The organism is Janthinobacterium sp. LM6, assembly GCF_002002885.1.
GTDB classification, from domain to species: domain Bacteria; phylum Pseudomonadota; class Gammaproteobacteria; order Burkholderiales; family Burkholderiaceae_D; genus Janthinobacterium; species Janthinobacterium kumbetense.
The window spans coordinates 1587536-1613568 of sequence record NZ_CP019510.1; the positions used below are offsets into that span (position 1 = coordinate 1587536).

General features: G+C 63.1%; 27 protein-coding genes. 10 read left to right on the forward strand and 17 right to left on the reverse strand.

Annotation, left to right across the window (positions count from 1 at the left end; translation table 11 throughout):
* Window positions 1-5: 5 nt before the first annotated feature.
* Window positions 6-1226, reverse strand: coding sequence for an MFS transporter (locus BZG29_RS06935; RefSeq protein WP_077400457.1), 1221 nt, complete (start codon window positions 1224-1226; stop codon window positions 6-8).
* A 213-nt stretch (window positions 1227-1439) separates the two neighbouring features.
* Entirely contained in the window at window positions 1440-2438 is a 999-nt protein-coding gene (locus BZG29_RS06940; RefSeq protein ID WP_077400460.1) for an LLM class flavin-dependent oxidoreductase, read from the reverse strand.
* 214 nt (window positions 2439-2652) lie between these two features.
* Here BZG29_RS06940 and BZG29_RS06945 point away from each other — a divergent pair, with 214 nt between their 5' ends.
* Together BZG29_RS06945 and BZG29_RS06950 are read left to right on the forward strand one after the other, a co-directional pair.
* On the forward strand, window positions 2653-4164 hold the full coding sequence (locus BZG29_RS06945) for a dipeptidase (RefSeq protein ID WP_077400463.1): 1512 nt from the start codon (window positions 2653-2655) through the stop codon (window positions 4162-4164).
* 194 nt (window positions 4165-4358) lie between these two features.
* Entirely contained in the window at window positions 4359-5486 is a 1128-nt protein-coding gene (locus BZG29_RS06950) for a M24 family metallopeptidase (protein WP_077400466.1), read from the forward strand.
* A gap of 131 nt (window positions 5487-5617) precedes the next feature.
* On the opposite strand, the gene BZG29_RS06955 is transcribed toward BZG29_RS06950, so the two are convergent.
* Window positions 5618-6106 carry a hypothetical protein gene (locus tag BZG29_RS06955; RefSeq protein WP_077400469.1) on the reverse strand — a complete coding sequence of 163 codons (489 nt, stop codon included), beginning with the start codon at window positions 6104-6106 and terminating at the stop codon, window positions 5618-5620.
* Between the two features lie 220 nt (window positions 6107-6326).
* On the opposite strand from BZG29_RS06955, the gene BZG29_RS06960 reads away from it, so the two are divergent.
* Window positions 6327-6605: a hypothetical protein gene (locus BZG29_RS06960; protein ID WP_150130822.1), complete on the forward strand. Its 279-nt coding sequence runs from the start codon at window positions 6327-6329 to the stop codon at window positions 6603-6605.
* Window positions 6606-6626: 21 nt separating this feature from the next.
* Here BZG29_RS06960 and BZG29_RS06965 read toward each other — a convergent pair whose 3' ends face one another.
* The 5 genes from BZG29_RS06965 to BZG29_RS06985 form a co-directional block, all read right to left on the reverse strand.
* Window positions 6627-7052, reverse strand: coding sequence for a VanZ family protein (locus BZG29_RS06965; protein WP_253192808.1), 426 nt, complete (start codon window positions 7050-7052; stop codon window positions 6627-6629).
* Between the two features lie 549 nt (window positions 7053-7601).
* Window positions 7602-8366 (reverse strand): SDR family NAD(P)-dependent oxidoreductase, encoded by a 765-nt coding sequence (locus tag BZG29_RS06970; protein ID WP_077400475.1) that lies wholly within the window; start codon window positions 8364-8366, stop codon window positions 7602-7604.
* Between the two features lie 87 nt (window positions 8367-8453).
* Window positions 8454-8975 carry a TPM domain-containing protein gene (locus tag BZG29_RS06975; RefSeq protein WP_077400478.1) on the reverse strand — a complete coding sequence of 174 codons (522 nt, stop codon included), beginning with the start codon at window positions 8973-8975 and terminating at the stop codon, window positions 8454-8456.
* Window positions 8975-9808 carry a TPM domain-containing protein gene (locus tag BZG29_RS06980; protein ID WP_077400482.1) on the reverse strand — a complete coding sequence of 278 codons (834 nt, stop codon included), beginning with the start codon at window positions 9806-9808 and terminating at the stop codon, window positions 8975-8977. The genes BZG29_RS06975 and BZG29_RS06980 overlap by 1 nt, the downstream gene beginning before the upstream one ends.
* 1 nt (window position 9809) lies before the next feature.
* Complete coding sequence (locus BZG29_RS06985) at window positions 9810-10424, reverse strand: LemA family protein (RefSeq protein WP_077400485.1); 615 nt, start codon at window positions 10422-10424, stop codon at window positions 9810-9812.
* A 167-nt stretch (window positions 10425-10591) separates the two neighbouring features.
* Here BZG29_RS06985 and pyrF point away from each other — a divergent pair, with 167 nt between their 5' ends.
* Window positions 10592-11416, forward strand: coding sequence for an orotidine-5'-phosphate decarboxylase (gene pyrF / locus BZG29_RS06990; RefSeq protein ID WP_077400487.1), 825 nt, complete (start codon window positions 10592-10594; stop codon window positions 11414-11416).
* A 40-nt stretch (window positions 11417-11456) separates the two neighbouring features.
* Here pyrF and sbcB read toward each other — a convergent pair whose 3' ends face one another.
* Window positions 11457-12905: an exodeoxyribonuclease I gene (gene sbcB / locus BZG29_RS06995; RefSeq protein ID WP_077400490.1), complete on the reverse strand. Its 1449-nt coding sequence runs from the start codon at window positions 12903-12905 to the stop codon at window positions 11457-11459.
* A gap of 147 nt (window positions 12906-13052) precedes the next feature.
* Between sbcB and BZG29_RS07000 the strand changes: the two genes are divergently transcribed.
* Entirely contained in the window at window positions 13053-13661 is a 609-nt protein-coding gene (locus tag BZG29_RS07000; protein WP_253192809.1) for a DUF5610 domain-containing protein, read from the forward strand.
* Window position 13662: 1 nt separating this feature from the next.
* Here the strand turns inward: BZG29_RS07000 and BZG29_RS07005 are convergent, their stop codons facing one another.
* The 5 genes from BZG29_RS07005 to BZG29_RS07025 all read right to left on the reverse strand — a co-directional run bounded on the left by BZG29_RS07005 (window position 13663) and on the right by BZG29_RS07025 (window position 18528).
* On the reverse strand, window positions 13663-14628 hold the full coding sequence (locus BZG29_RS07005; protein WP_077408998.1) for a GGDEF domain-containing protein: 966 nt from the start codon (window positions 14626-14628) through the stop codon (window positions 13663-13665).
* Between the two features lie 259 nt (window positions 14629-14887).
* On the reverse strand, window positions 14888-15265 hold the full coding sequence (locus BZG29_RS07010; protein ID WP_034781728.1) for an HPF/RaiA family ribosome-associated protein: 378 nt from the start codon (window positions 15263-15265) through the stop codon (window positions 14888-14890).
* Between the two features lie 190 nt (window positions 15266-15455).
* Window positions 15456-16121: a DUF1345 domain-containing protein gene (locus tag BZG29_RS07015; protein WP_077400497.1), complete on the reverse strand. Its 666-nt coding sequence runs from the start codon at window positions 16119-16121 to the stop codon at window positions 15456-15458.
* A gap of 38 nt (window positions 16122-16159) precedes the next feature.
* The gene (locus BZG29_RS07020) at window positions 16160-17431 is read right to left on the reverse strand and encodes an MFS transporter (protein WP_077400500.1); all 1272 of its coding nucleotides are present in this window, start codon (window positions 17429-17431) and stop codon (window positions 16160-16162) included.
* Window positions 17432-17502: 71 nt separating this feature from the next.
* On the reverse strand, window positions 17503-18528 hold the full coding sequence (locus tag BZG29_RS07025) for a CDP-6-deoxy-delta-3,4-glucoseen reductase (protein ID WP_077400503.1): 1026 nt from the start codon (window positions 18526-18528) through the stop codon (window positions 17503-17505).
* Between the two features lie 12 nt (window positions 18529-18540).
* Here BZG29_RS07025 and BZG29_RS07030 point away from each other — a divergent pair, with 12 nt between their 5' ends.
* The 4 genes from BZG29_RS07030 to BZG29_RS07045 all read left to right on the forward strand — a co-directional run bounded on the left by BZG29_RS07030 (window position 18541) and on the right by BZG29_RS07045 (window position 20744).
* Window positions 18541-19458 (forward strand): SDR family oxidoreductase, encoded by a 918-nt coding sequence (locus BZG29_RS07030; protein WP_077400505.1) that lies wholly within the window; start codon window positions 18541-18543, stop codon window positions 19456-19458.
* Between the two features lie 83 nt (window positions 19459-19541).
* Complete coding sequence (locus tag BZG29_RS07035) at window positions 19542-19802, forward strand: hypothetical protein (RefSeq protein WP_034759943.1); 261 nt, start codon at window positions 19542-19544, stop codon at window positions 19800-19802.
* 190 nt (window positions 19803-19992) lie between these two features.
* Complete coding sequence (locus tag BZG29_RS07040) at window positions 19993-20262, forward strand: hypothetical protein (RefSeq protein ID WP_077400508.1); 270 nt, start codon at window positions 19993-19995, stop codon at window positions 20260-20262.
* Window positions 20263-20504: 242 nt separating this feature from the next.
* The gene (locus BZG29_RS07045; protein ID WP_029496207.1) at window positions 20505-20744 is read left to right on the forward strand and encodes a hypothetical protein; all 240 of its coding nucleotides are present in this window, start codon (window positions 20505-20507) and stop codon (window positions 20742-20744) included.
* Between the two features lie 87 nt (window positions 20745-20831).
* On the opposite strand, the gene BZG29_RS07050 is transcribed toward BZG29_RS07045, so the two are convergent.
* The 3 genes from BZG29_RS07050 to BZG29_RS07060 all read right to left on the reverse strand — a co-directional run bounded on the left by BZG29_RS07050 (window position 20832) and on the right by BZG29_RS07060 (window position 25561).
* Window positions 20832-21548, reverse strand: a complete 717-nt coding sequence (locus BZG29_RS07050; RefSeq protein WP_077400511.1) for a hypothetical protein — start codon at window positions 21546-21548, stop codon at window positions 20832-20834.
* 188 nt (window positions 21549-21736) lie between these two features.
* The gene (locus BZG29_RS07055) at window positions 21737-23596 is read right to left on the reverse strand and encodes a CHASE domain-containing protein (RefSeq protein ID WP_253192810.1); all 1860 of its coding nucleotides are present in this window, start codon (window positions 23594-23596) and stop codon (window positions 21737-21739) included.
* Between the two features lie 198 nt (window positions 23597-23794).
* Entirely contained in the window at window positions 23795-25561 is a 1767-nt protein-coding gene (locus BZG29_RS07060; protein ID WP_077400514.1) for a glutamine--tRNA ligase/YqeY domain fusion protein, read from the reverse strand.
* Between the two features lie 161 nt (window positions 25562-25722).
* On the opposite strand from BZG29_RS07060, the gene BZG29_RS07065 reads away from it, so the two are divergent.
* Window positions 25723-26016 carry a DnaJ domain-containing protein gene (locus BZG29_RS07065; RefSeq protein WP_010395442.1) on the forward strand — a complete coding sequence of 98 codons (294 nt, stop codon included), beginning with the start codon at window positions 25723-25725 and terminating at the stop codon, window positions 26014-26016.
* The last annotated feature ends 17 nt before the right edge of the window (window positions 26017-26033 follow it).

The following is a 26033-nucleotide window of genomic DNA, read 5'->3' on the forward strand; positions in this document are numbered from 1 at the left end:
CTGGTTCAGGTGGCGCTTGCCCGTTCCAGCCTGCGCTGCGTATGCCGGTACTTGCTCCACACCAGCAGCATCAACAGCGGCATGGCGCCGCCCACCATGCACAGGGCGGGCCAGCCGCCGGCGGCAAAGCTGGCGCTGGCCAGGGCCGAGCCTGCCGACGCGCCGATGAAGCCGCCCGCGATGAACACGGTGGTGACCCTTGCCCGCGCATGCGGCGCCAGTTTATAGATGATGGATTGGTGCGTCACTTGCAAGCCCATCACGCCCATGTCCAGCAGGACGATGCCGATCAACAACAGCACCAGCGAATGGGCGCCAAAGCCGATCAGGGCCCAGCCCGCGATCGAGGCGACGGCCAGCAGCCAGGTGGCCTGGCGTGCATAGCCGCGGTCGGCCATGCGGCCCGCCGTATTTGCGGCGAAGGCGCCCGTGGCGCCGGCCAGGCCGAACAGGCCGATCTGCATTTCCGAATAATGATACGGCGCGCCGCTGAGCAAGAAGGTCAGGCCCGTCCAGAACACGCTGAAGGTGCCCAGGCCCAGGCCCGAGAACAGGGCGCGCTGGCGCAGCAGCGGTTCCTGGCGGATGATGTCGGCCAGCGAGGCCATCAATTTTCCGTATTGCAGCTTGCCGCGTGGCGCCTCGTTCGGCAGGATGCGGCGCAGCATGAGGAGCAGGGCGGCCACGACGATGGCGGCCAGCACGTAGACGGTGCGCCAGCCGCCGCTGATCTGCGACACCGTGCCGGACACGGTACGCGCCAGCAAGATGCCTAATAATAAACCCGTCATGACGGTGCCCACCATGCGGCCCCGGCTGTGATCGGGCGCATACGAGGCGACCATGGCCGTGACGACCATCAATGCGCTGGCCGTGATCCCCATCAAGACGCTGGCGATGGCAAAGACGATAATATTCTGGCTGGTAGCGGCCAGCAGCAGGGCGCCGATCTTGGCGATCAGCATCCACGTCAGCAACTGGCGGCGGTTCAGCACGTCGCTGAGGGGCACCAGGAAGACGATGCCCAGCACGTAGCCGATCTGCGTCGCTGTCACCAGGTAGCCCGCTTGCGGCACGCTCACGCCAAACGAGGCGGCCAGCATGGACGTGAGCGGCTGCACGTAGTACAGGCTGGCGACGAGCACGCCGGCGGACAGGGCGAACAACAGGATGCGGGTGGAGCTCAGCAGGGTGCTGGCATCGACGGAGGAGCTTGCAGATTTCATGCGGTACAGCTTTCTTGGAATGATGCTTTTGGATGAGCATGATAGCGGGGCTGCGTATTTCTTGCCGGACAGGGCCGATTTTGCGGCGGGACGGCGGGCAAAACAGCAGGCAAAACGGCAGGTAAACACGCCAGGCAAAAAAATCCCGGCGATCGTTGCCGACGGCCGGGAAAAGGGTATAGGGGGATATACCGAGGGAGGAAAACGGTTTAGTTACTGTTGCCGGGCCAGCTCCGCATGCACCTGCGCCGTGATTTCATACGAGCGCAGCCGGTGCTGGTGGTCGAAGATCTGCGAAGTGATCATCAATTCGTCGGCGCCCGTTTCGGCGATGAAGGCGGCCATCTTCGCCTTCACCGTGTCCGGCGCGCCGATGGCTGTGCACGACAGGACGGAATCGAGCATGGCGCGTTCCTGCGGACCCAGCTGCTCCAGATAACCGGGCACGGGCGGCTGCAGACGCGACGGGCGGCCCGTGCGCAGGTTGACGAACGCTTGCTGCATCGACGTGGCGCGCAAGTGCGCCTCGGCATCCGTGTCGGCGGCGAACACGTTAAAGCCCAGCATCACATACGGTTTCGCCAATTGTTTTGACGGCTTGAAGTGTTCGCGGTAGTACGCCACGGCTTGCAGCATCATCTGCGGCGCGAAGTGCGAGGCGAATGCATATGGCAAGCCCAGGTGGGCGGCCAGTTGCGCGCCGAACAGGCTCGAACCGAGTATCCACACGGGCACTTTCGCGCCCTTGCCGGGCACGGCCAGCACGCGCTGGCGCGGCTCGTCGGACATGTAGTCGATCAATTCCAGCACGTCTTGCGGGAACTGTTCCGCATCGGACTGCAGGTCGCGGCGCAGCGCGCGCGCCGTCGTCTGGTCGGAGCCGGGCGCGCGGCCCAGGCCCAGGTCGATGCGGCCCGGATGTAGCGCTTCCAGGGTGCCGAACTGTTCCGCGATGACCAGCGGCGAGTGGTTCGGCAGCATCACGCCGCCCGCGCCCACGCGGATGCTTGTCGTGCCGGCCGCGACATGGGCGATGACCACCGCCGTGGCGGCGCTGGCGATGCCGGGCATGCCGTGGTGTTCGGCCAGCCAGTAGCGGTTGTAGCCCCAGCGTTCGCCGTGCTGCGCCAGGTCGAGCGTGTTCTTGAACGACTGGCTGGCGTCGCTGCCTTCGGCGATGGGGGCCAGGTCGAGTATGGAAAATGGAATCATGGTAGCGATATCGGGACGTGGTGGAAAATCACAATGGACGATTTGTCTATCCCCTGACCCCAGTAGGGTCGGCCTTGAAAGCGGCAGGGATGACAGGCTGTGCACATGATAATGCGAATCGGGAATTTGCGTACTGATCGGTAAAAAACTCGTATCGATTGGAAATCGTCCATGGCAATGCTAGAGTGGGCCTCCCCACTTCACGCGCCCCGCCATGTTCAAGAAACCCGTTTTGCTGTCCCTGATCGGCCTGCTGCTGCAGCCCGCTTTTTCTGTTCACGCCGCGCCCGTCAGCCAGCAGGCGCAGGACACGGCCCGCTACGCGCTGGCCACCTATCCGGAGCCGCTGATCGCCAGCCTGGCGAAGATGGTCAGTTTCAACACGGTGGCCGACCCGGCCGTGCCCTTTGCCGACAATCCACAGCACACGGGCTTCAAGCGCTACCTGGCGAGCGAGGCGCAGCGCCTCGGTTTCGATTTCCACGATCACGGCCAGGTGGTGATCATCGGCATGGGCAAGGGCAGCGAACGGGTGGGCGTGATCACGCATGGCGACGTGCAGCCTGTGAACCCCGCGAAATGGGCCCGCTCGCCATTCGAGCTGGACCGCACCAGCGAACCTGGAAAACTGCTGGGACGGGGCACGGAAGACGACAAGGGGCCCATCGCCACGGCCCTGTACGCGATGAAAGCCATCCAGGACAAGCAGGTGCCGTTGAGCAAACGCATCGAGCTGTACGTGTACATGGCCGAGGAATCGGACTGGGAACCGTTGAAACAGTTCCTGAAAACCCATACGCCGCCGCAGGTCAACATCACCATCGATGCGGAATACCCGGTGGTGACGGCCGAGAAGGGTTACGGCTCGATCAAGCTGACCCTGCCGCCGCGCACGGCCTTGCCGGCCAAGGGCGGCGCCGTGCTGACGCACCTGGCGGGCGGCTTTTTCGGCAGCCAGATTCCGGAAGACGCCACCGCCGTCATCGAACGCGCGCCGGCCGCGCTGGAAGCGGCCATTCGCGCCCGCGCGCAGGGGCAGCACGGCGTGCGCTACAGCTACGCGCGCGCTGGCGCGACCTTGACGGTGACGGCGCTGGGCGTGTCGGCCCACTCGTCGAAGCCGGAAGACGGCGTCAACGCCATCAGCATGCTGGCCGACGCGCTGGCCGTGCAGCCGTGGCAGGGCACGCAGGCGGCCGATATGCTGTCGTTCCTGAATGAACTGGTGGGCACCGGCATCTACGGCGAGCGCTTCGGCCAGATCGCCTATCGCGACGGTTTCATGGGGCCGATGACGGTAGCGCCTACCGTACTCAAGCAAGATGGCGGCGCGCTGGAACTGAACATCAACCTGCGCCGTCCGCAAGGCAAGACGGCGGCCGTGCTGCAGCAGCAGGTGACGGCCGCCTTCGATGGCTGGAAGGCGCGGCGCCAGGTGCCCGCTGCGCTGCGGGTGCAGATCGGCGAAGCGTGGCTGCAGACGGATGCGCCGCAAATTCCCACCCTGCTGTCCGTGTTCGAGCACTACACGGGCATCGCGCATCCGCAACCGGTCGCCATCGGCGGCGGCACCAATTCGCGCCTGTTCCCGAACGCCGTCAGTTTCGGCCCGGCCATGCCGCACACCGTGTACACGGGGCATTCCGAACACGAGTTCATCACGGAAAAACAGCTGCTGCTGAATCTGCAGATGTACACGGCTGTCCTGATCGAGCTGGCGAAATAGCCGCTTGCAAAAACAGAGGGAAGTCATAGACTGCAAGCCTGAGACGCATCCGGGCACTGAACTTTTGATAGGGGCGTCGGTCTTAAGTTTCCATGTAGGAAGGGAGCAGCTATGCATGCACAACACGAGGCCCGGCTGGCGCCAGGCAGGGCAGGCGGCGTGGCGCCGCGCCGGAGCCCGCACGAGGGGCGGTCATGAACTGGCCGCTGGAACTGGAAGTGGCGCACAAGCTGGCGCAGATGCGGGGCTGGCTGGAAGACCAGCGTGCCGGCGCCGTGCGCCTGCGCGGCGTGGACTGGTTTGCCTGGGCCACGGCGGGCGCGTCGAACAGCCACTACCATACCGCCGAGTGCGGCTGCGCGGAAGTGCTGGTGACGCGCGACGCCGCCTATATCCTGACGGACGAGGCCGAAGCCATGCGCATGCGCGAGGAAGAAGTGCGCGGGCCATGGACGTGGCAAGTGTCGCCCTGGATGCAGCCGCAGCTGTATGAATTGCGCGAGCATTTCGTGCAGCATGCGGCCGGTGGCGCACCGGTCCTGTCCGACCGGCCGGGCTTGCACGAACGCAGCCTGCCCGTGGCCCTGCGCGAAGAGCGGCTGGTGCTGCTGGAATCGGAACAGCTGCGCTACCGGCAGGTGGGGCAGCTGGCTGCCCGCGCGGCCGCGGATGCGTTGCGCCAGGCCCGCCCCGACTGGAGCGAGCTGGAACTGGCTGCCGCCTGCGTGCGCGCGCTGTGGCTGCGGGGCTTGCAGGCCGTGCACGTGCTGGTCAGCGGGGCGGAGCGTCAACAGCGTTACCGGCGCGCACCGCCAGCCCAGGTGGAGCTGGGTCCGCAAGCCGTGCTGGCCCTGTGCGCGCGGCGTTTCGGCCTGTGCGCTAGCCTCAGCCGTCAACGGCGCTTCGGCCCGGCGCAGCATCGCGCCGATGGCGCGGCGGTGGTCATGGACGATGCCGATGCGGCCATGCTGGCGCTGGAAGCGGTGGCGCTCGACGCTTGCGAAACGGGCCATGCGCTGAGCATGGTGTATCACGCGCTCGACAGCGCCTACGCGTATGCAGGCCAGCCCGACACGGTGCGCACCAGCCGGCAGGGCGGCATTCACGGCTACCTGGCGCCCGAAGTGGCGGCAGGCGCGCACACGGAAATCATCCTCAAGCGGGGCATGGCGCTGGCCTTCCACCCCAGCCTGCCCGGCAGCACGGTGGAAGACACGTTTTTGCTCGACGGCAGCCAATTGCACAACCTGACGCATGACCCGGCCTGGCCCTCGGCCCTGGTGCAGGGGCGCAGCCGGCCGCTGACCCTGGCCTTGGCTTGAACATGATAACTGCGTGGCAAATGCGTGCCAAATGCGTATCAAGTGCGTGCCAAATACGTGCCAAATGCGGCCAGGCGTGGAGGAAATCGGCCAGCGCCGGCCAGCAGCGTTGATACCGATCAATATACCGATCAATAGCGCTGCATCACGCCTTTTTGCACGCTGACCCGGTCGCCGATCTGGAAGGCGGGCTGGGTGTTTTGCACAAAGGTGCGCGTGGTGCCGTCGTCCAGGCGCAAGGTGACGCGGTACAGCATGTTGCCCGCTGCCCCCGAGGTGCTGCCGGCCGTGCCCGACGTGCCCGCCTGCATGTCGCCGCTGCCTTGGTCCATGCTGCGCGGCACGGTTTCTATCGACTGCACCGTGGCCGAGCTGATGTTCATGGTGGACTGGTTCGCGTCATTGCGCATGTCGCTGCTCATGCCGCTCTGGGCGTTGCTCGTATCGGCGGCCGTGCTGCTGGTGCTGCTGGCCGTGCTGCTTTGCGGCGTCGTGCCGGCCGGTGCGGCATAGGTTTCGCCGCTATTGCTGCGCGCCAGACTGGTTTTGTCCGTGGAATGGCAGGCTGCCAGCAAGGCGCATGTCAGGCCGGTCAGCAGCAGGGTGGTTTTTGATCTCATCTTGGTCTCCTCATGGTCGCACACTCAGGATCGGCACCCGCGGTGATGCGGATGGCGGCGATTGCTGCATGTAAGAGCATGGCGGAGCAGGGATGTTCGGCTGCCGTCATTGTCGATTGAGCTAGATCAAGCGTCTAATTGCCGTGCTTGGTATAAACGATGCTGGCAATTACCACTTCGTGCGGCTGCACGTTTCCTCACTGTTCAATCGGGAGAAAAAATGTCATCTGGCCCTACAGCAAAACTGATCGATGAATTGGTGCTGGCCATCGGCGGCACTGCGCACGATGCCCGTGCGCGCCATGTGCTGGCCCAGGCCTTGCATGGCCTGGTGCGTCTGGCGCGCTCGGAACAGTTGCTGGAGATGCAGCGCGATACGGCACGCGCCATGGGGGCCGGCAGCCGGCGCGAGACGCGCGCCCTGATGCGGCGACTGGGCAAGCGGGGCCAGGGACAGTTGCGGCTGGCATTGCAGGATAGCGAAGCGGACCGCGCCTGAGGGGCGCGCGCCATCCGCCGTTCAGGCTTCGGGCAGCGGCCCATCCTTGCCGAGGGCAGCGGCAACCATTTTCGGCCACAGGAAATACAGCGGCAGGCAGACCGCCGTCGCGGCCGTGACATCGACCACCCAGTCGCTGACGGCGCCACGGCGGTAGGGCAGGAAACTCTGGATGAATTCGTCCAGCGCACCCATGGCCGCCACCATCAGCACCGACAGCAGCGCCCGGCGCGCCATGCCGCCGCGCGTGCCGCTGAACAGGATCAGGGCCAGCACGCCATAGCCGACGGAATGCAGCACGCCGCCCGACGCATACTGGCCCACGTCCGCGCGCACGCCGGGAATGTCGCCGATCAGGATCACCAGCACATATAGCACCAGCGCGGTGCGGTAGCGCAGGCGTTCGTAGCGGTCGGCAAAACACAGTTCGGGCAAGGGTGCAGGCATGAGGCGTCAGGACAGGTGGATAGGACGTCACAATATCATGGGCAGGGCGGGCCACCGTGTTTTTGCGCAAGAGCTTGCTGGACAGGCAAAAAAAAGGCCCGCGGGGGCGCGGGCCAAAAACCCAAATGAAATGGGTCAAGAGTTGAGAGTTGCTCGGTACTTACCATGTCGCGCGCCTTGCGGGCGCCCGCCACGGTCATGAAAGGGGAGTGGTGTGCCATCGCGGCACACCTGTCTGTAGTCAGGCATATCGGTTGCCTGTACAGCAGATGAAGCAAGTATAGGGGGCGAACATGACGGCCTGATGACACGCCGCAACATTTTTTTGCGGCAGCGCAAATTATCGGAAAGACTGTGGAGCATGGCAAGAATAACCATGTTTCAAGAGTGATAGCGAAAAAAAAGCCCGCTGGTGAAAGCGGGCTTAAAACTATTTTCTTGGAGGAGAATAGTGGAGACAGGTGCATTATGCTGCGTTGCACGATATGTGTCTAATGATATTTTCGGATAACTATTATTCTTTTTCGATATAACTGGCCGCGCCTGCCCTCATTCCTTCACGGCCACCGTGTAATTGAGCGCCATGCGCCCGCCATCGACATAGATGGTCTGGCCCGTCATGTAGGTGGCGTCGTCGCTGGCCAGGAAGGCGGCGATGCCGGCCACTTCTTCCGGTTCGCCGCAGCGGCCCAGCGGCGTGCGCGACAAAATCGTGTGGCGCGCTTCCGGGCTCGACAGCACCGCCTGCTTGGCCAGTTCCGTCAGGATGGTGCCCGGCCCGATGCCGTTCACGCGCACGCCGTGCGGGGCCAGGTTCAGGGCCATGACCTTGGTCAGCTGGTTGATGGCGCCCTTCGACACCACGTACGGCACCTGGTTCGGAATGGCCAGTTCCGCATTCACGCTGGACATGTTGATGATGCAACCGCTGTTGCGCTTGACCATTTCGCGCGCCACGGCCTGGCCGCACAGGAACATCGATTTCAGGTTGATGCGCATGACCCGGTCGAAATCGTCTTCGCAGACGTCGAGGAAGTCGGCCGCGTGCGTGACGCCCGCATTGTTGACGAGGATATCGATGTGGCCGAACTGCGCCAGGGTTTCCTTCAGCATGGCGTCCACGTCCGCCTTCTGGCTGACGTCGGCGCAAAAGAAGCGCGCCTGCGGGCCGAGGGCGGCCGCCGCCTGCGCGCCTTCTTCCTTGATGTCGACCAGCATCACTTGCGCCCCTTCGGCGATCAGGCGGGTGGCGCAAGCCAGGCCGATGCCTTGCGTGGCGCCCGTGACGATGGCGGTTTTATTGACTAATTTCATGTGTGCTCCTCGGCGGGGTATGGGGGCCGCGCTGCCAGGAACACCAGCCCGCGCGGCAATGGGCAGATTTTAATCCCTGGGCAGGAATCAGAGGAGGATGGGCTCGTTCGGCAACTGGTTGCCGCGCGTGCCGTTGGCGGGAAAGTGGCTTTGCAGCAGGGTATTCAATTGCTGCAAGGCATCCAGCGTGCTGTCGTGGTAATTGCCGTCCTTGAACCCTTTGGTCATGGTGCGGCACACGGCTTGCCACTGTTCCGGCGTGACGCGGCGGCCCACGTTGCGGTCGGCCACGATATCGACCTGGTGCTCGGCCAAGTTGATGTAGATCAGCACGCCGACGTTGTCTTCCGTATCCCACACGCCATACTGGGCGAACAGTTCGCGCGCCCGCTCGCGGTTGCTCACGCCCTGGTACGCCATGCCCGGCGTCAGGGCCGCTTCGACGATCAGGCGCACTTCCGCCTGGTGCATCGCTTCACCGCCGGCGATGGCCGTCTCGATGGCTTTCAGGGTGCGTTCCGGAAAGGCGTGGCGCGCCGTCGCCGGCGTGCCACGCAAATGTTTCAAGGCCCGTCCGCAGCGTTGTCCGAATGTCAGTTGTTTCGTCATTACCAATCTCCCGAGGCGCCGCCGCCGTCAAATCCGCCGCCGCCGCCACCGAAGCCACCGCCGCCACCGCCACCGCCAAAACCACCGCCGCCGCCGAAGCCGCCGCCGCCGCGGTTGTTCAGCGCCTGGCTGAGGATGCTGCCCAGCACGACGCCGGTGGCGCCGCTGGACCAGTTGCTGCCGCGCTGCAGCCGGGTAGGTCCGCCGCGCGAGCGGAACAGGGTCAGCACGACGAGGAAGCCGAAGAACAGCAGCGGCAGCCAAAAGGTCATGCCGCCCGCTTCCACGGTCGCCGGCGCCTGTTTTTGCGCCGGGGCGGGGAATTGCTCCTGGTTCAGCAGGGTGGCAATCGACCCCACGCCGGCCACCAGGCCGCCGTAGTAATCGTTTTGCTTGAAATGGGGGGCGATCACGTCTTGCAGGATGCGTTTCGATTGCGCATCCGTCAGCACGCCCTGCACGCCGCGGCCCGCCTCGATGCGCAGGCGGCGCAGGGACGAGGGGTTGTCCTTTGCCACCATCAGCAGCACGCCGTCATCGACACCCTTGCGGCCCAGCTTCCAGGCATCCGTCACGCGGATGCTGTATTGCTCGATGGCTTCCGGTTCCGTGCTCTTGACCAGCAGCACGGCGATCTGGCTGCCCGTCTTGGCTTCGTAATCGGCCAGCACGCCTTCCAGCGCCGCCTTTTGCTTGGCGTCCAGCATGCCGGCGTTGTCCGTCACGCGCGCGGCCAGCGGCGGCACGGGCTGCAAGCCCTGCGCGCCGGCTGGCGGCATTGTCCACAGCAGCAGCGCCGTCGCCAGCGCCGCGAGATAGGACCAGGCTTTCATCTTATTTGCCAAAGTTGACGGTCGGTGCGGTCGAGATGGCTTTTTCATTTTCCACCGTGAACGATGGCTTGACCTTGTAGCCGAAGACCATGGCCGTCAGGTTATTCGGGAAGCTGCGCGCATGCACGTTGTAATCCTGCACGGCAACGATGTAACGCTGGCGCGCCACGGTGATGCGGTTTTCCGTGCCTTCCAGCTGCGACTGCAAGTCGCGGAAGCTGGTGTCGGCTTTCAGGTCCGGGTATTTCTCGGACACCACCATCAGGCGCGACAGGGCCGACGACAGCTGCCCCTGCACTTGCTGGAATTTTTCGAACGCGGCCGGGTCGTTCAGCACTTCGGGCGTGATCTGGAAACTGGTGGCGGCGGCGCGCGCCTTGGTCACCGCTTCCAGTGTCTCCTTTTCATGCGTCGCATAGCCCTTGACGGTATTGACCAGGTTGGGGATCAGGTCGGCGCGGCGCTGGTACTGGTTGACCACTTCGCCCCAGGCGGCCTTGGTGGCCTCGTCCTTGCTTTGGAAGTCGTTGTAGCCGCAGCCCGTCAGGATGCCGGCCAGGACGGTGACGCTCAGCGCCAGGCGCAGCCATTTGGTGAATTGATTGGTGATTTGCATGATGGGTTCCGTGCGTAATGGGGGAGGTGAGGCAAATATACCTGAAACGGCCCGTAATGTCGGTTTAATAAGCGCCGGCCGCCGCCCCCGACCGCCTTGAGACGCCGTGGCAAGCCTGCGCCGCGTTACAATACGGGGTTTGCAACTGAATATAGAGAAGGTGTGCCGTGAATTTCATCAATAAATTATCCGCCGCGTGGACGGCCAATAATTCCCTGCTGTGCGTGGGCCTGGACCCCGACCTGGCGAAATTGCCGGCCGAACTGCGCGACCTGCCTGATGGAATCACCACCTTTTGCACGCGCATCATCGATGCCACGGCCGACCTGGCCTGCGCCTTCAAGCCGCAGATCGCGTATTTTGCCGCGCTGGGCGCGGAAAAGCAGCTGGAAGACATCTGCCGCTACGTGCGCGAGAATTATCCGCACATCCCCCTGATCCTCGACGCAAAACGGGGCGACATCGGCGCCACGGCCACGCAGTACGCGCGCGAAGCGTTCGAGCGCTACGGCGCCGACGCCGTCACCGTGAACCCGTACATGGGCGAGGATTCGCTCGACCCCTACCTGGCGTGGAAAGACCGCGGCGTGATCATCCTGTGCCGCACGTCGAACCCGGGCGGCTCGGACCTGCAATTCCTGAATACGGACGGCGAACCGCTGTACCAGCGCGTGGCGCGCCTGGTGGCCGAGAAATGGAACAAGAATGGCCAGTGCGCGCTCGTCGTCGGCGCCACCTTCCCTGAAGAACTGGCGCAGGTGCGCGCCATCGTCGGCGACATGCCGCTGCTGGTGCCGGGCATCGGCGCCCAGGGCGGAGATATTGCCGCCACCGTCGGCGCGGGCCAGACGGCGAACGGCATGGGCATGATGATCAGTTCGTCGCGCGCCATCATCTACGCCACGCCGCAGGCGGGCGAAGACTTCGCCGACGCGGCGCGCCGCGTGGCGATTGAAACGCGCGATGCGATCAATGCGCATCGTTCTGTATAAAAAACCCAACACCTTAAATGCTGGGGTCTGACCCCGGATTTTAATCGCGCTGGGGGGCGACGATCTCCGCATAGTCGTACAGCTCGCCCAATATCTCTTCTCCCCGCTCATCGACGGATTCCGACAGCACGTCGATTTCCGTAAACAGCATTTCGATGGTGCGGGCGCCGCCGTCGCCGTCGAACAATCGGGCGGCGCGGTGCTGTTCCCAGCGCAGGCTTTCCGCTTCGCTCAGGGTTTGCGGGAAATTGCGGGCGCGGTAGCGGAACAGCAATTCCTGCAGGCGTTCGTCGGCAAACGAGGGGCGGGCCGTGGCCAGCCTGGCCGGCGTGTCGCGGCGCAAGGATTCGAGCAGGCGGCGGTCGTCGTTGCTGACGAAACCATTGTACAAATCCTCATCCACGTCCAGCGCGACGTTCGCGCCCGGGCGCTGGAACACTTCGGCCCAGACGGCATCCATGTTCGGCGCCGCGGCGGCGAATTGCGCGTTGACCTTCGCCGCGTCCAGATCGATGCCCCATTGCGCGGCCATGGCCGGCGACAAGGTCTTTAAATTGCCGACCAGCATGGGCGACTTGTTCAAATGTACGCTTTTCACGGGCAGGCGCGTCATGCCTTCCGGCATGGCGTCCTTGCGCGTGAACAGGCGCGTGCGGATGGTGTCGGCGTCCAGCTGGAACAGCTCGCGCGGGTCGTAGGCGCAATCCCAGACGAGGATTTCATTTTTATTGCTCGGGTGCGTGGCCAGCGGCCAGACGACGCCCAGGCAACCCCGTTCGGCGGGGAACATGCCGGACACGTGCAGGAAAGGCTGGCGCTCGCCGGCGGCCAGGTGCATGCCCATTTCGCTGGCGACCCGGTCCTTCTTGTGCAGGGCCAGGCAGAATTCGAACAGCTTCGGCTGTTTCTGCTTGATCAGGCGGGCCAGGGCGATGGTGGCGCGCACGTCGGACAGCGCATCATGCGCCGCTTCGTGGGCCAGGCCATTGGCCTTGCTCAAGTGTTCCAGTCTAAAGCTGGTCTGGCCATCGTCGCGCTTCGGCCATTCGATGCCTTCCGGGCGCAGCGCGTGCGTCATGCGCACCACGTCGAGGATGTCCCAGCGGCCGCAATGGTTTTTCCATTCGCGCGCATACGGGTCGATCAGGTTGCGCCAGAACAGGAAACGCGTGACTTCATCGTCGAAACGGATGGTGTTGTAGCCCACGCCGATGGTGCCCGGCTCCGAAAAGGCCGCTTCGATGGTGGCGGCGAACTGGTGTTCGGGCACGCCCAACTGCAGACACTGCTGCGGCGTGATGCCCGTGATCAGGCACGATTGCGGGTCAGGCAGGAAATCATTGGCAGGCTGACAATACAGCATGATGGGTTCGCCGATCTCGTTGAGGTCGGCATCCGTGCGGATGGCGGCGAACTGGGCCGGGCGGTCGCGGCGCGGCTGGGCGCCAAAGGTTTCGTAGTCGTGCCAAAGAAAGGTCTGGTTAGTCATTGATGGTCGTTGCTTGATTGGTTATCCGGGCCGCCAAAAGCGGCCGCTGCTACAGTTTTCTGAAAACCTGCCGATACTACACGAGAGGATGGTCATCATCGCGTTTCCCGCATGGTGGCATACATTGCCCGTTCAAGGAGGTCTATCGTGTCAATTCCCATCGCCGCAAGCGGCAATTCCACCCCTTCCGTGACTTCCGTCAGTACGGGCGTTGCCGGCAAGGACGATAAAGTCCAGCACGGCGTCAACGCTGAAATGAGCGTGAATGACCGCACCAAGCTGCAATTGAACGCTTCCATCATGCAGGCGTCGCTGAACGTGTCGATCGGTTCCGAGAACGAGCCGCTGGCGCTGCTGTACAAGACGGCCATCACCAACATCAATGAAGCGCTGAAGGGCCAGTACGGCGAGGACGCGATCCAGAACGCGGCTTCGCAGGATAACAGCGCCGAAGCGACGGCGAACCGCATTGTATCGCTGTCGACGGGATTTTTTGATGCCTTCAAGAAACAAAATCCCGGCCTGGACGACGATACGGCCCTGACCAAGTTCATGGACACCATCAGCGGCGGCATGGAAAAAGGCTTCAAGGAAGCGCGCGACATCCTGGGCGGCTTGAAAGTGCTGAATGGCGACATTGCCGGCAATATCGACAAGACCTATGAACTGGTGCAGAAAGGCTATGCCGACTTCATCGCCGCGCACAGCAGCAAGAAGGACGAGGCCGTCAAGCCGGCCGACAGCAAGGCTGCCTGAGCTACAGCATGACCCGGTTGCGGCCGCCGGCCTTCGCGCGATACAGCGCCGCGTCGGCCGCGGCGATCAGCGCATGGTCGTCCTGTTCGGCCGCCAGGCTGGCCACGCCGAAGGAACCCGTGATGTGCGGCAAGTCGCTGCGCATGTCGGCGAAGATGACGGCGAGCTGCATGCGCTCGCACAAGCGCTCGGCGACGCGCAGGGCCACGTGTTCGTTGGTATCTGGCAAGATCACCATCATTTCCTCGCCACCGTAACGCACGGCAAAATCCGTGGGCCGCAGGGCCGCGCCCAGCACTTGCGCGGCGATGCGCAGCGCCTGGTCGCCCGCCTGGTGGCCGTGCGTGTCATTGAAACGCTTGAAATGGTCGAGGTCTATCATCACCAGCGACAGCGGCGAGCCGCTGGCGTGGGCCGTGACGATCATGTTCGGCAGTAAATCCGTCAGCCAGGCGCGGTTGTACAAGCCCGTCAGGCTGTCGACCATCGATAGCTGGCGGTAGAATTCGCCCAGTTTCTGCCGGCGGCGCAGCAGGGCGTTGGCGGCGCGGATGCGGAAGGACAGCAGCCGCAGCAGGTTGCGCGCCAGGCCGTTCGACTGTTCGATCAATTCCCAGACGATGGCCGCGTCGATTACCAGCAAATCGGTTTCTTCCAGGGCGGAAATGGCGGCCAGGTTGCTCGCTTCATCGAGCACCGATTGTTCGCCCACGCTTTCGCCGGGCAAGACCTTGCTGACGGTGCCGTCATCCATGCCCGTGTGGGTGTCGGCGGCCACGGCCAGCGAGCCGCGCAGGACGATGTACAGGCTGGCGCCTTGCGTGTCGGCAATGGCTTCGCCCGCTTCCAGGCGCATCACGGGGCAGGGCGCCAGCATGGCGGCCGTCTGGCTATCCGCCCCATCGCGAAATAGCTGTAAATCGCCGATGTTGCAGCCTGAAGCGCCGAAGTTGCCGATCTGTTCCACAATCACACTTTCAAAAAGCCGGCGCGCGAGCAGGGGGCCGGTAGCTTCATGATAGCGTAAAGCGGCCTTGGCTGTAACGGCAAAGGCTTGCTTGAGGTCACTTACTGTGAGAAATACGACAATTATTTCATTACCGCGTCAATACGCAGGAATGCTTGCTGTTTTAATATGGATGTTGCCGCGCGCGAAAGGCGGGCCGGATGTGCAAAGGCAGCCTTGAACGGCTGCCTCAGTCTCTGGAAATCCTGCGGGTGGGGAGTTACTCGGCGGTTTCTTCCGCTTCGGCCGTATCGATCACGGCATTCTTGCCGGTGGCGTGGCGCTTGCTGTCTTGCAGGCGGCCCAGTGCACTATCGATGGCGCGTTTCAGTTTGTCGGTAGCGCCGGCAACGGATTGATGCACGGTGGCGTTCTGTTCGGTTACGGCGATCGGTTGATAGCCAGCAACGCGTGCTTCCATGACACAGCGGATATCGTCGGCGCCGCCTTTCGGGCCATTCGTGTCGCTGATGTGGACTTCGATGCGGGTCAGGTTGTCGCGGAAGCGGTTCAGTGCGCTTTCAAGTACGGATTGCACATGTTCGTTCAGTCCAGCGGTGTTGGCGATGGTGCTGTCGGTATGAATATTGATTTGCATATGCTTACTCCTGTCAATTCAAAAAAAACCCATCTCAGGCGTGCTGCGGCCTGGTTGCTGCCTCATGCACATGACCTCTGTGCATGGAACTTATCTTACTCCTCTTTCCAGGATTTCAAGAGGGTGCGCACGATTAAGATGAGCTTAACCCTTCAGCCAGGTCAAGTTTCCACTACGAAATTATTTACCCTCAGCCATTAATGAGACCGGCGGCGATATTGATCGACAGCCCCAGCACGACCAGGTTGAAGAAAAAGCTCAGCACGGATTGTCCCAGCACGATTTGCCGCATCGTGCGCGTCTGCACGGAAACGTCCGACGTTTGCACGGCGACGGCGATGGTGAAGGCGAAATACAGGAAATCCCAGTAATCGGGGCTTTGCTCGTCGTCGGGAAACTTCAGGGGGCGCAGCGCGGGATCGGCCTGGTAGTACAGGTGGGCATAGTGAAAGCAGAACAGGGTGCCGACGAGGAACCAGGAACCGACCAGGGTGAGTATCGTCAGGCCGTAATGCAGCGCCCGCTCGTCCGGCGCCATGTCTTTCATCGAGGACAGTTGCGAGACGATGGCCACCAGACTCATCACGGATGCGACGGACAGGGCCGACAGGACGGTTGCCGCCCGCTCATCCTGGCGCGCCGCCATGGCTTTGACCTTGTGGTGGTTGGCGCGCATCATCATCCAGGCCATCGTCGCCAGGTAGAACCAGACGGCCACGTTCCACGCCGTCAGCAGGCGCGTCATCTGTTGCCAGGATGCGGGCAGCAGCAGGCCGGCCGCCACGCCGATGGCCGTGGCCATGCTCAGGTGGGGGCGGCTGCGGATGAAGCCGTGCAAGGGAAACGTGATTTTCATGGTGCAAGTTAGTCAGTGGCAGTAGCGCATCTTAATCCTTATGCGCTCGCCGCGGTGGCCGTCCTGGCGGCCGCTTCCTTCTCGTGGTGGGGGAAGCGGTCCATGCGCGACAGCACGGGGAACAGCACGGCCCAGATACCCGTCACGGCCAGGGTGGCGGCGCCGCCGAAGAGCACGGCGCGCACGAGGCCGAACCAGCCGGCCGTCAGGCCCGATTCGAATTCGCCCAGCTCGTTCGAGGCGCCGATGAAGACGGCATTCACGGCGCTGACCCGGCCGCGGATCTCGTCCGGCGTCTCGAACTGCACCAGCAGGTGGCGGATGTAGACGCTGACCATGTCGCCGGCGCCCATCAGGAACAGCGCCGCCAGCGCCAGCGGGAAATAGCTGGTGCTGCCCAGCACCAGGGTGCCCAGGCCGAAGACGGCCACGCCGCCGAACATCCAGGCGCCCACCCGGCGCGTGATGGGAAACATGGCCAGCGCGATCGAGCACAGGGCGGCGCCGGCGCCCGGCGCCGTGCGCAGCAAGCCCAGGCCGCTGGGGCCGATATGCAGCACGTCATGCGCGAGCGCCGGCAGCAGGGCCGTGGCGCCGCCGAACAGCACGGCGAACAGGTCGAGCGAAATGGCGCCCAGCACGATGGGCTTCGACCAGACGAAGCGCAAGCCTTCGAGCAGGGTATGCCAGCTGACGGGTTCGCGCTTGACCACTTGCGGCGCGGGCGTGGTGGCGCGCATCAGCAGCACGGACAGCACCAGCAGCGCGGACGAGACCAGATACACCACCTTGGGGCCAAAGTAATACAGCAAGCCGCCCAGGGTCGGCCCCAGGATGATGGCCACGTGCGAGCTTGACGAGCTGAGCGCGAGGGCGCGGCTGAAGTGTTGCGTCGGCACCATGTTGACCAGCACGGCTTGCGTGGCCGGCATCATGAAGGCGCGCGCGCTGCCGAACAGCACCAGCACGGCAAACACGGGCCAGACGATGGAAAGATTGCTTAACGTAAACGCCAGCAAGGCCAGCGCGCAGGCCAGTTGCGCCGTCAAACACCAGGCGATGATGTTGCGGCGGTTGTAGCGGTCGGCCACGTGGCCGGCCGGCAAGATGAGCACGAGGAAGGGGGCGAATTGCGCCAGGCCGATCAAGCCCAGGTCGAACAGGCTGCCCGTGATCTGGTACACCTGCCAGCCGATGGCCACGCTTTGCATCTGCACGGCCACCGTGCCCAGCACGCGGGCGGAAAGATAACAGGCGAAGTTGCGGTGACGCAGGATACTGAAGCCGTTGCCGGCAGAGGCGAGAGACATGAAATTTCCAGGAAACAGCGGGGTGGAGCGGCAGCGGATGCCGCGCCAGCAGCACCCCGCTGTCTGGATGCTTACTTGGCCAGGTCGGCTTCCGTGGTGAAGGCGTCCGCGTAAAACTCGTCGGCCGGCAATTGACACAATTGCACGAAATCGCGGTTGGCCGATTCGACGACGATCGGCGCGCCGCAGGCATACACTTGATACGCGGACATGTCGGGCAAGTCGGCGATGACGGCCTGGTGCACGAAGCCCGTGCGGCCTTGCCACGCGTCTTCCGGCAAGGCGTCCGACACGACGGGCACATAGGTGAACTGCGGCAAGTCGGCGGCCCACTGGCGGCACAGGGCGTCCATGTACAGGTCGTGCGGACGGCGGCCGCCCCAGTACAGGGTGATCGGGCGCGGGGATTGCTCGTTGATCATGTGCTCGACGATGGCTTTCAGCGGGGCAAAGCCCGTGCCCGAGGCCAGCAGCACGACGGGCTTGTCGGAATCTTCGCGCAGGAAGAAGGTGCCCATCGGGCCTTCGAAGCGCAGGATGTCGCGCTCCTTCATCGTGCCGAACACCTGGTCGGTGAACAGGCCGCCCGGCATGTGGCGGACGTGCAGGCTCACGGGGCCGCCTTCGACGGGTGCGCTGGCCATGCTGTAGCTGCGGCGTTTGTTGTCGCGCAGCATGATTTCGATATACTGTCCGGCGCGGTAGTGCAGGCGCTCGCTGGCTGGCAATTGCAGGGTCAGCACGACGACGTCGGGCGCGACTTTTTCGATGGTGGTCACGCGCGACGGCATCTTCTTGATCGGGTAGTCGCTGCTGCCCGCCACTTCGCGCGCCTGCACCACCAGGTCGCCCTGGGGCACGGCGCAGCACAGCAGCGAGTAGCCGGCCGCCGCTTCATCTTCCGTCAGGGAGCGGGCCTGGTATGGCTTATGCTGTACGCTGCCGGACACGATCTTGCCCTTGCAGGAACTGCAGGCGCCGCTCTTGCAGCTGTACGGCAGGCCGACGCCGGCGCGTATCGCCGCCGACAGGACGGTTTCGTCCGCTTCGCAGCTGAATTGGTGGCCGCTGGGCTGAACAGTAATTTGAAAAGTCATACAATCCTTGAGATGAAAAATATGTTAATGCACTCTTTGCGCAAGCCGTCAGGCTTGCCGCGCTTGCTGATCCTGGGCTGCGGCGACGTCGGCATGCGGCTGCTGCCCCTGCTGCGCGCGCGCTTTCGCGTCTTTGCCGTCACCAGCCAGCCGGCGCGCTGCGCGCAGTTGCGGGCGGCCGGCGCCGTGCCCATCGTGGCCAACCTCGACGAGCGCGCCAGCCTGAAACGGCTGGCGGGACTGGCGACGATGGTCGTGCACCTGGCGCCGCCCATGTCGTCGGGCTTGCTGGACCGGCGCACGCGCAATCTGGCCGCCATTTTACCCGAGCATGCACGCATGGTGTATGTGAGCACCAGCGGCGTGTATGGCGATTGCGCTGGCGCCTGGGTCGATGAGACGCGGCCGACGGCGCCGGGCAATGCGCGCGCGAAGCGGCGCGTGGACGCCGAACAGGTCTTGCGCGGCTGGGGCGCGCGCCGCGGCGCCAGCGTGGCCATCCTGCGCGTGCCGGGCATTTATGCGGAAGACCGCTTGCCGCTGAAGCGCTTGCGCGAAGGCACGCCGGCCCTGGCGGCAAGCGACGATGTGTACACCAACCATATCCATGCCGATGACCTGGCGCGCGTCATCGAGCGGGCCTTGTGGCGGGGCAAGCCGGGACGCGTGTATCACGCCAGCGATGACAGCGAACTCAGGATGGCGGAGTATTTCGATGCCGTGGCCGATACGTTCGGCTTGCCGCGCCCGCCGCGCCTGCCGCGTGCCGAGCTGCGGCAAGTGGTCACGCCGATGTTGCTGTCGTTCATGTCCGAATCGCGCCGCCTGCGCAATACGCGCCTCAAGCACGAGCTGGGCGTGCGCCTGCGCTACGCGCGCGTGGCCGATGCCTTGCAGGCGATGGCAGCCGATGGCGCCGGCATCGGGTAAAATGGCCGGTTATCTGCGCACTTTGCTGGGCCGGCGCGCAGCGCGCCGTTCCCGCGCTGCGCCACTCACTTAAGGACTACAGCATGAGCACCCTCACTTACGAAGAATACCTGGACGAGGTCACCACCGTCCTGACGGAACTGTACGATCTCGACGACGAGGCCGCCATCAAGCTCGTCGTGGCGGCGCAGGACGCCGAATTTTTTGTCCCGCACGATGCGCATGAGGAAATGCGTACCGTCGAACAAGCCAAGAAAGATGCGGTCACCCTGTTCGAGCGCAAGCAGAACCGCCAGCAAACGCAGGAAAAGCAGCAGCAGCGCGTGCGCCAGCAAAAGAAATAAGAACGTGGGCCTGGCCGTCGGGGCCATGGCGCAGTACGGGCCTCGGCGCAACACCGGGGCCGTGACCTTTGACGCAGCGCAAACGCGTCATGGCGCGCTGGCGATATGGTGAGCAATGTCGTCACGCGTCTGGGCTCTTGTGACGGGCTCTGCATAGCGTGACGCTGTTTTCCGTCAGCAGGAGCGAGCCATGCGAGCTACGAGTCACCCCAGCAAGGAACAGGTACGCGCTTATATGCGCCGGCGCGAACGTGCGCTGCAGCCGCCGCCGCCACCCGATGAAATCCGCCGGCAACTGGCCTGGTGCCGCGTGGATGCCGTTTCGGGTACTTGCCCGCTTGCCACTCCGGCCGGCGTGGCCGCGCAAGGCTGGCATTTATCTGCGGAAATGGCGCGCCTGAGCGCCCTCATGGCCATAGCCTGGCTCATGCATAGCGGTGTTGCTCATCGTAAAAATTGATGACTTGCAGCAAATTTTTCCGATTTGAGTTATCCTCTAGCACATTCCAAGTGCGTCAATTCTCTTCAATTATCACAATTTTGCGTTAAGTTACGCAAAAATCAACAATAGCGTGTATTATATTGTTTGCGGCGTAAAAGCCGCATAAGTGATGGCGCTTTTTAGTGTGTTTACCCTGAATTATTGCAGAAGAGACATTCGGTTTCTTTTTGCTCTAATACAACAAGTACGGATTTTCGATCATGTCTCTCAAACAAATTACCTCTTTGCCTACCTACAACCCGAATCGCGTCCTCGATGCGATCATCGACAAGCTGCAACTGAAAAATGATGCTGCCTTGTCGCGAGCCTTGGAAGTGGCGCCACCGGTCATCAGCAAGATTCGTCACAATACCTTGCCGATCGGCGCCACGATCCTCATCCGCATGCATGAAATCAGCGATTTCAGCATTCGTGAACTGCGCGAGTTGATGGCTGCCTAAGAGCGCCTGACAGACGGCAAACTGAGAGGTGCCGTCTGGGTACGTCAGGCTTGCCGCGTGCGGCAGCCACATCTGTTTTCCGCTTTTCTATTGCGGGTCGCGGTTCAGCACCGGACGATCGACATAGAAACGCCCCATTTCCAGGCCAGTCGAGGACGACTTGACCACCGCTGCGGCCAGTGAGGCAGGGGCGCTGGAAAATGCGGTGTTGGCAGCCCCGGTCGCGCGACCCGAATACGCCGTCGCCTGCACCGCCGCACTGGAAAACGCCGTTTGCACGGCCCGGCCCGAGTAAGCCGTCGCTTGCACCGCCGCACTGGAAAACGCCGTTTGCACGGCTCGGCCCGAGTAAGCCGTCGCCTGCACCGCACGTCCCGAATACGCCGCCTGTACGGCGCGCCCCGAATACGCAGTTTCTGCGCGGATATAGTCCTCCCCGAACGTTTGTTCATACAACTGCTTCATGCGCTCGCCCACGCGATGGTGCGCCGCTTCGTCGTCTTCGCCGCGCAAGCCGATGTAGGGGAAGTGATGGAGGAAGTAGCCGAACACCTGTTCGCAGTCGGCCGCATATTTCAGGGTATCGAGGATGTGGTAGTGCCAGAAGGTGTCGACGTCCATCAAGGGCGCCGTCTCTTCTTGCGGAAACTGTTTCATCAGGATCAGGAAGCGGCGGTATTCGAATTCCACCGCGTTGGCCTTCTCCAGACTCCATCCTTCGCCTGACTCCCGGTGCATCAGTTTGACCTTGATCGCGTCCAAATTCAAATCGGCAATTGCTTTGAAACTGTCGTTCGTATCCATGAATGTCCTTTGATAAAGAGCGTTGTGGGAAATACGGTGAAACAAGGGAAAGCGGCGGGTGTGTACTCCTGGCAAATAGTCGAGGAATGCCTTGCCCTTGGCGGGCAGGCGCTAAGTTGTTCTACATCAATATTGCATCTAATTACGAAATATGCAAGCTGAGCTTGATTCATGCGGGGGCGCGCCTGTCAGCCGCTGGCCCGGCTTTCTTCCTCGTAGGGAAACGCGGTGGCGTCCGCGCCCAGCGGCACGCTGACGTGCACGCTCATGCCAGCGCCGGGGCTGCTTTCGATGTAAAAAGTACCACCCAGCAACTTGATGCGTTCCTCTATCCCCACCAGGCCAAACGAACCGAGCTTGTTGCGCCCGTCGATGGCCGCGCCCACGCCGTTGTCGCTGACGCTCATCGACACCGTATCGCGGCACTTTTCCAGCTTGACCTGCACGCGGCTGGCATTCGCATGCTGGGAAATATTGCTGAGCGACTCTTGCAGGATGCGGAACAGGGCCGTCGCGCATTGGTCGCTGAGGCAAATGTCGTCATGGCTTTCGCTCACTTCGCAGGCAATGCCCGTGCGCTGGCGAAATTGCGCCACCTGCCATTCGACGGCCGCATTCACGCCCAGGTCCAGCACGGTAGGGCGCAAGTCGTTGATGATCTGCCGCACGCTCTTGATGGTGGCGTCGATCTGCTCCAGGGTCGAACGGGCGCGGGCGTTCAGGCGCGGGTGGCGGCGCTGCGTGCGCGAGGCCAGCATGTCGGCGTCGATGCGCAGAACCAGCAGGTTTTGTCCCAGGTCGTCGTGAATTTCGCGCGCGATGCGCTTGCGCTCTTCTTCCTTGATCTGGTCGGCGTGCGCGGCCAGGCGGCGCAGTTTCTGGTGCGACAGTTGCAGACGGATCTGGCTGGCGCGCAACTCCTCCGTCATGCCCGTCGCCATCTGGATGGCGCGCCGGCGCGACGACGCCAGGGTATGGAACAGCACATACAGCAGCATGGTGCTGGCAAAGCCGATCAGCAGGGCCAGCCACGGCAGGAAGGCGTCGAAGCGCGAATACAGGTCGCTCTTGCGCACGCTGAACAGCGCTTGCCAGGCGCGGCCATTGTGCTCGATCAGCAGCGTGCTGCTCAGGTAGCGGCCCGAACTGCCGGGCTGCCACCATGGCGCATGCATGCCCGCCGCCGTGCTGTCGAAGATGGGGCGCATGTCGTGCGGCAACTGCAGCGGCACGTCCCGCTGTTGCAGCGCCTGCGGGCCGATATCGAACAGGGTCAGGCGGACGTTGCGTACCGGCATGTCGGCCAGCGCGCTGCGCATCATCGTCACCAGGTCGTAGCCGATGCCGACGGAACCCTGGTAAGCCGCGCGCCGTTGCTCCACCGTATCGACGGGCATGCCGAAGCGGTACACGGGCAGGCGCATGGCCATGCCCGTCAGCTGGGGACGGCCGTCCATCGGTACGGGCACGCCGGAATTGCTGATGTGGCCGGAATCGCGCGACTGCGCCAGCGTTTCGGCGATCTGCGGGCGCGAGGCGATGTCGTAGCCATACTTTTCCGGGGCGCTGGCGATCGGCTCGATGTATACGAGCACGGAATACTGGGCGCGCGGGCCGGGCGGGTGGATGGCAAACGCCGGATAGCCGTCGCTCCCGGGCGGATAGTCGCGCCGCATGGCCGCTTCGTAGGCGGCCCGCTGCGTCTCATCGAGTTCCCGGCTGTAATTGAGATTCATCACGCCCGGGTAATTCTGTTGCAGGGCGATGTTTGCCACGTAGCGGTGGAATTGCTCGCGGCTCACGTGTTCGTTGGCCTGGAACAGGCTGGCCGTGCCGCGCAGCAGGTTGGTATATGACTTGGTGCGCGATTCGATGTTTTTCTGGGTGTTGCGCGCCAGATTGTTGAATTGTTCGCTGGCATCGCTTTCGATCGACAGCGAAGCGGCCATGTAGAACAGCAGGCCCACCATCGTCGACACGACAAAGCCGAACAGCCACAGCGGTCTTTTTTCAGCAGCTAAGGGGTGTTCGCCGGCAGTAGAAGACATCGCCATCCGCATCAGGAAGAGGAATCGGGTGCCGCCTGTGTGGTGGTGGCTGTACTCAGTTGCACAAGGACTATCGAAATTGCAAATTGCTCAATAGCTGCCTAATATACAAAATTATCGTGAATATAGTCAACAGGCAATATTTCTCCTTGAAACGAAAAAACCGCCGCAGCGGTTTTTTCGTGTGCCGTCCAGCCCTTATTTGGCAGGCTGCCAGCTGTCTTTCAGGGTGACGATGCGGTTGAAGACGGGCTTGCCCGGCTGGCTGTCGACCCGGTCGGCCGCAAAATAGCCGTGACGCTCGAACTGGAAGCGCTGTTCCGGCTGGGCCAGTTCCGCGCCCGGTTCCAGCCACGCTTGCACCACTTCCTTGGCCAGCGGGTTCAAGGCCAGCTTGAAGTCCTTGCCGCCCGCGTCCGGCTGCGGGTCCGTAAACAGGCGGTCGTACAGGCGCACTTCGGCGGGAATGGCCGTCGGCGCGCTGACCCAGTGCATATTGCCCTTGACCTTGTAGTTGGCGCTGCCTTCCGTGCCCGACTTGCTGTCCGGGAAATAGTTGCAATGCACGGCGATGACCTTGCCGTCCGCATCCTTGTCAAAGCCCGTGCACTCGATCACGTAGCCGTAGCGCAGGCGCACGCGGCTGCCCGGCTTGTCTTCGATCGGCGGATACAAGCGGAAATAGCCCTTGTTCGGCACTTCCATGAAGTCGTCTTCCTCGATCCACAGCTCGCGCGAGATGGGGAAGGTGCGCAAGCCGCGTTCCGGGAAGTGCGGGTGCACGGGCGCCGTGCATTCCACGCTGTCGTTTTCCGGGAAATTGTCGATGATCAGTTTCAACGGACGCAGCACGGCCACCGAACGGGGCGCCTTCGGGTCCAGGTCTTCGCGCAGGCAGCCTTCGAGCACGCTGTAGTCGATCCAGCCGTCGGATTTCGTCACGCCCGTGCGTTCGCACATCAATTGAATCGCTTCCGGCGTGTAGCCGCGGCGGCGCATGCCCACCAGGGTCGGCATGCGCGGATCGTCCCAGCCGTCGACGATTTTTTCTTCCACCAGCTGGCGCAGCTTGCGCTTGCTGGTGACGATATACGTCAGGTTCAGGCGCGAGAATTCGAACTGGTGCGGCACCGGTTGCTGGAAGAAGCCGCCGGCGGACAGGGTTTCCAGCAGCCAGTCGTAGAACGGGCGGTGGTCCTGGAATTCCAGGGTGCAGATCGAATGCGTGATGTTTTCCAGCGCGTCCGAGATCGGGTGCGTGTAGTCGTACATCGGATAGATGCACCAGGCGTCGCCCGTGCGGTGGTGGTGCGCATGGCGGATGCGGTAGATGGCCGGGTCGCGCAAGTTCATGTTCGGCGAACTCATGGCATCTTCGCTCATCTTCGCGCGCAGGATGTGTTCGCCATCCTTGAACTGGCCCGCCTTCATGGCGCGGAACAGGGCCAGCGATTCGTCGCGCGGACGGTCGCGGAATGGCGAATTCTTGCCGGCCTGGCCGAAATTGCCCCGGTTGGCGGCCATGTCTTCGGCGCTCTGGCTGTCCACATAGGCGAAGCCGGCCGTGATCAGGTATTCGGCCATCGCGTACAACTGGTCGAAATAGTCGCTCGCATAGTGCAGGTGGCTCTGGCCATCGGCATGCTTCGGTTCCCAGTCAAAGCCCAGCCATTTCACGCTGTCCATGATGGTGTCGACGTATTCCTGCTCTTCCTTGGCCGGATTGGTGTCGTCGAAACGCAGGTTGCACTGGCCGGCGTAATCGCGCGCCAGGCCGAAGTTGACGCAGATCGACTTGGCGTGGCCCACGTGCAGATAGCCGTTCGGCTCCGGCGGGAAACGCGTGATCACCTGGGGCAGGCCGGGACGCACATGGGCGCCGGCAGCCAGGTCGGCTTCGATGATGTTACGCAAGAAATTGGGCGCCAGCGCCGGCGCGGCGTTATTCGGTTTATCGTTGCTCATTGATCAATGCGGAAGAGTGACAGTAAAAAGCATTTTACCGTACCGCAAGCGCTTTATAAGCACGTATTTGCCCCCATATCCCAGCATGCAAGCGACGCGGGCGCCGTTCTATAGGATAATTCGCCTTTAATTAGTAGAAAAACGTGACCCCGGAGCCTTTTATGGAAAATTTATATAACGTCCTCGGTGTCGCGCCCAATGCCAGCGACGATGAAATCAAGAAGGTTTACCGCTCGCTGGCCATGCGCTTCCACCCCGACCGCAACCAGGCCCCCGGCGCCGAGGCGCGCTTCAAGAGCGTCACCAAGGCGTATGAAATCCTGGCCGACCCGGCCAAGCGCGCCGAATACGACCAGAGCGTGAACCACCGCATCATCATCGATCCGGAAGCGGAAGCCTATGCCCTGTGGTGCGGCGTGTTCCGCCTGCATGGCACCGTTCTGCCTGCTGACTAAGCCTGCAGGCGGCTGCC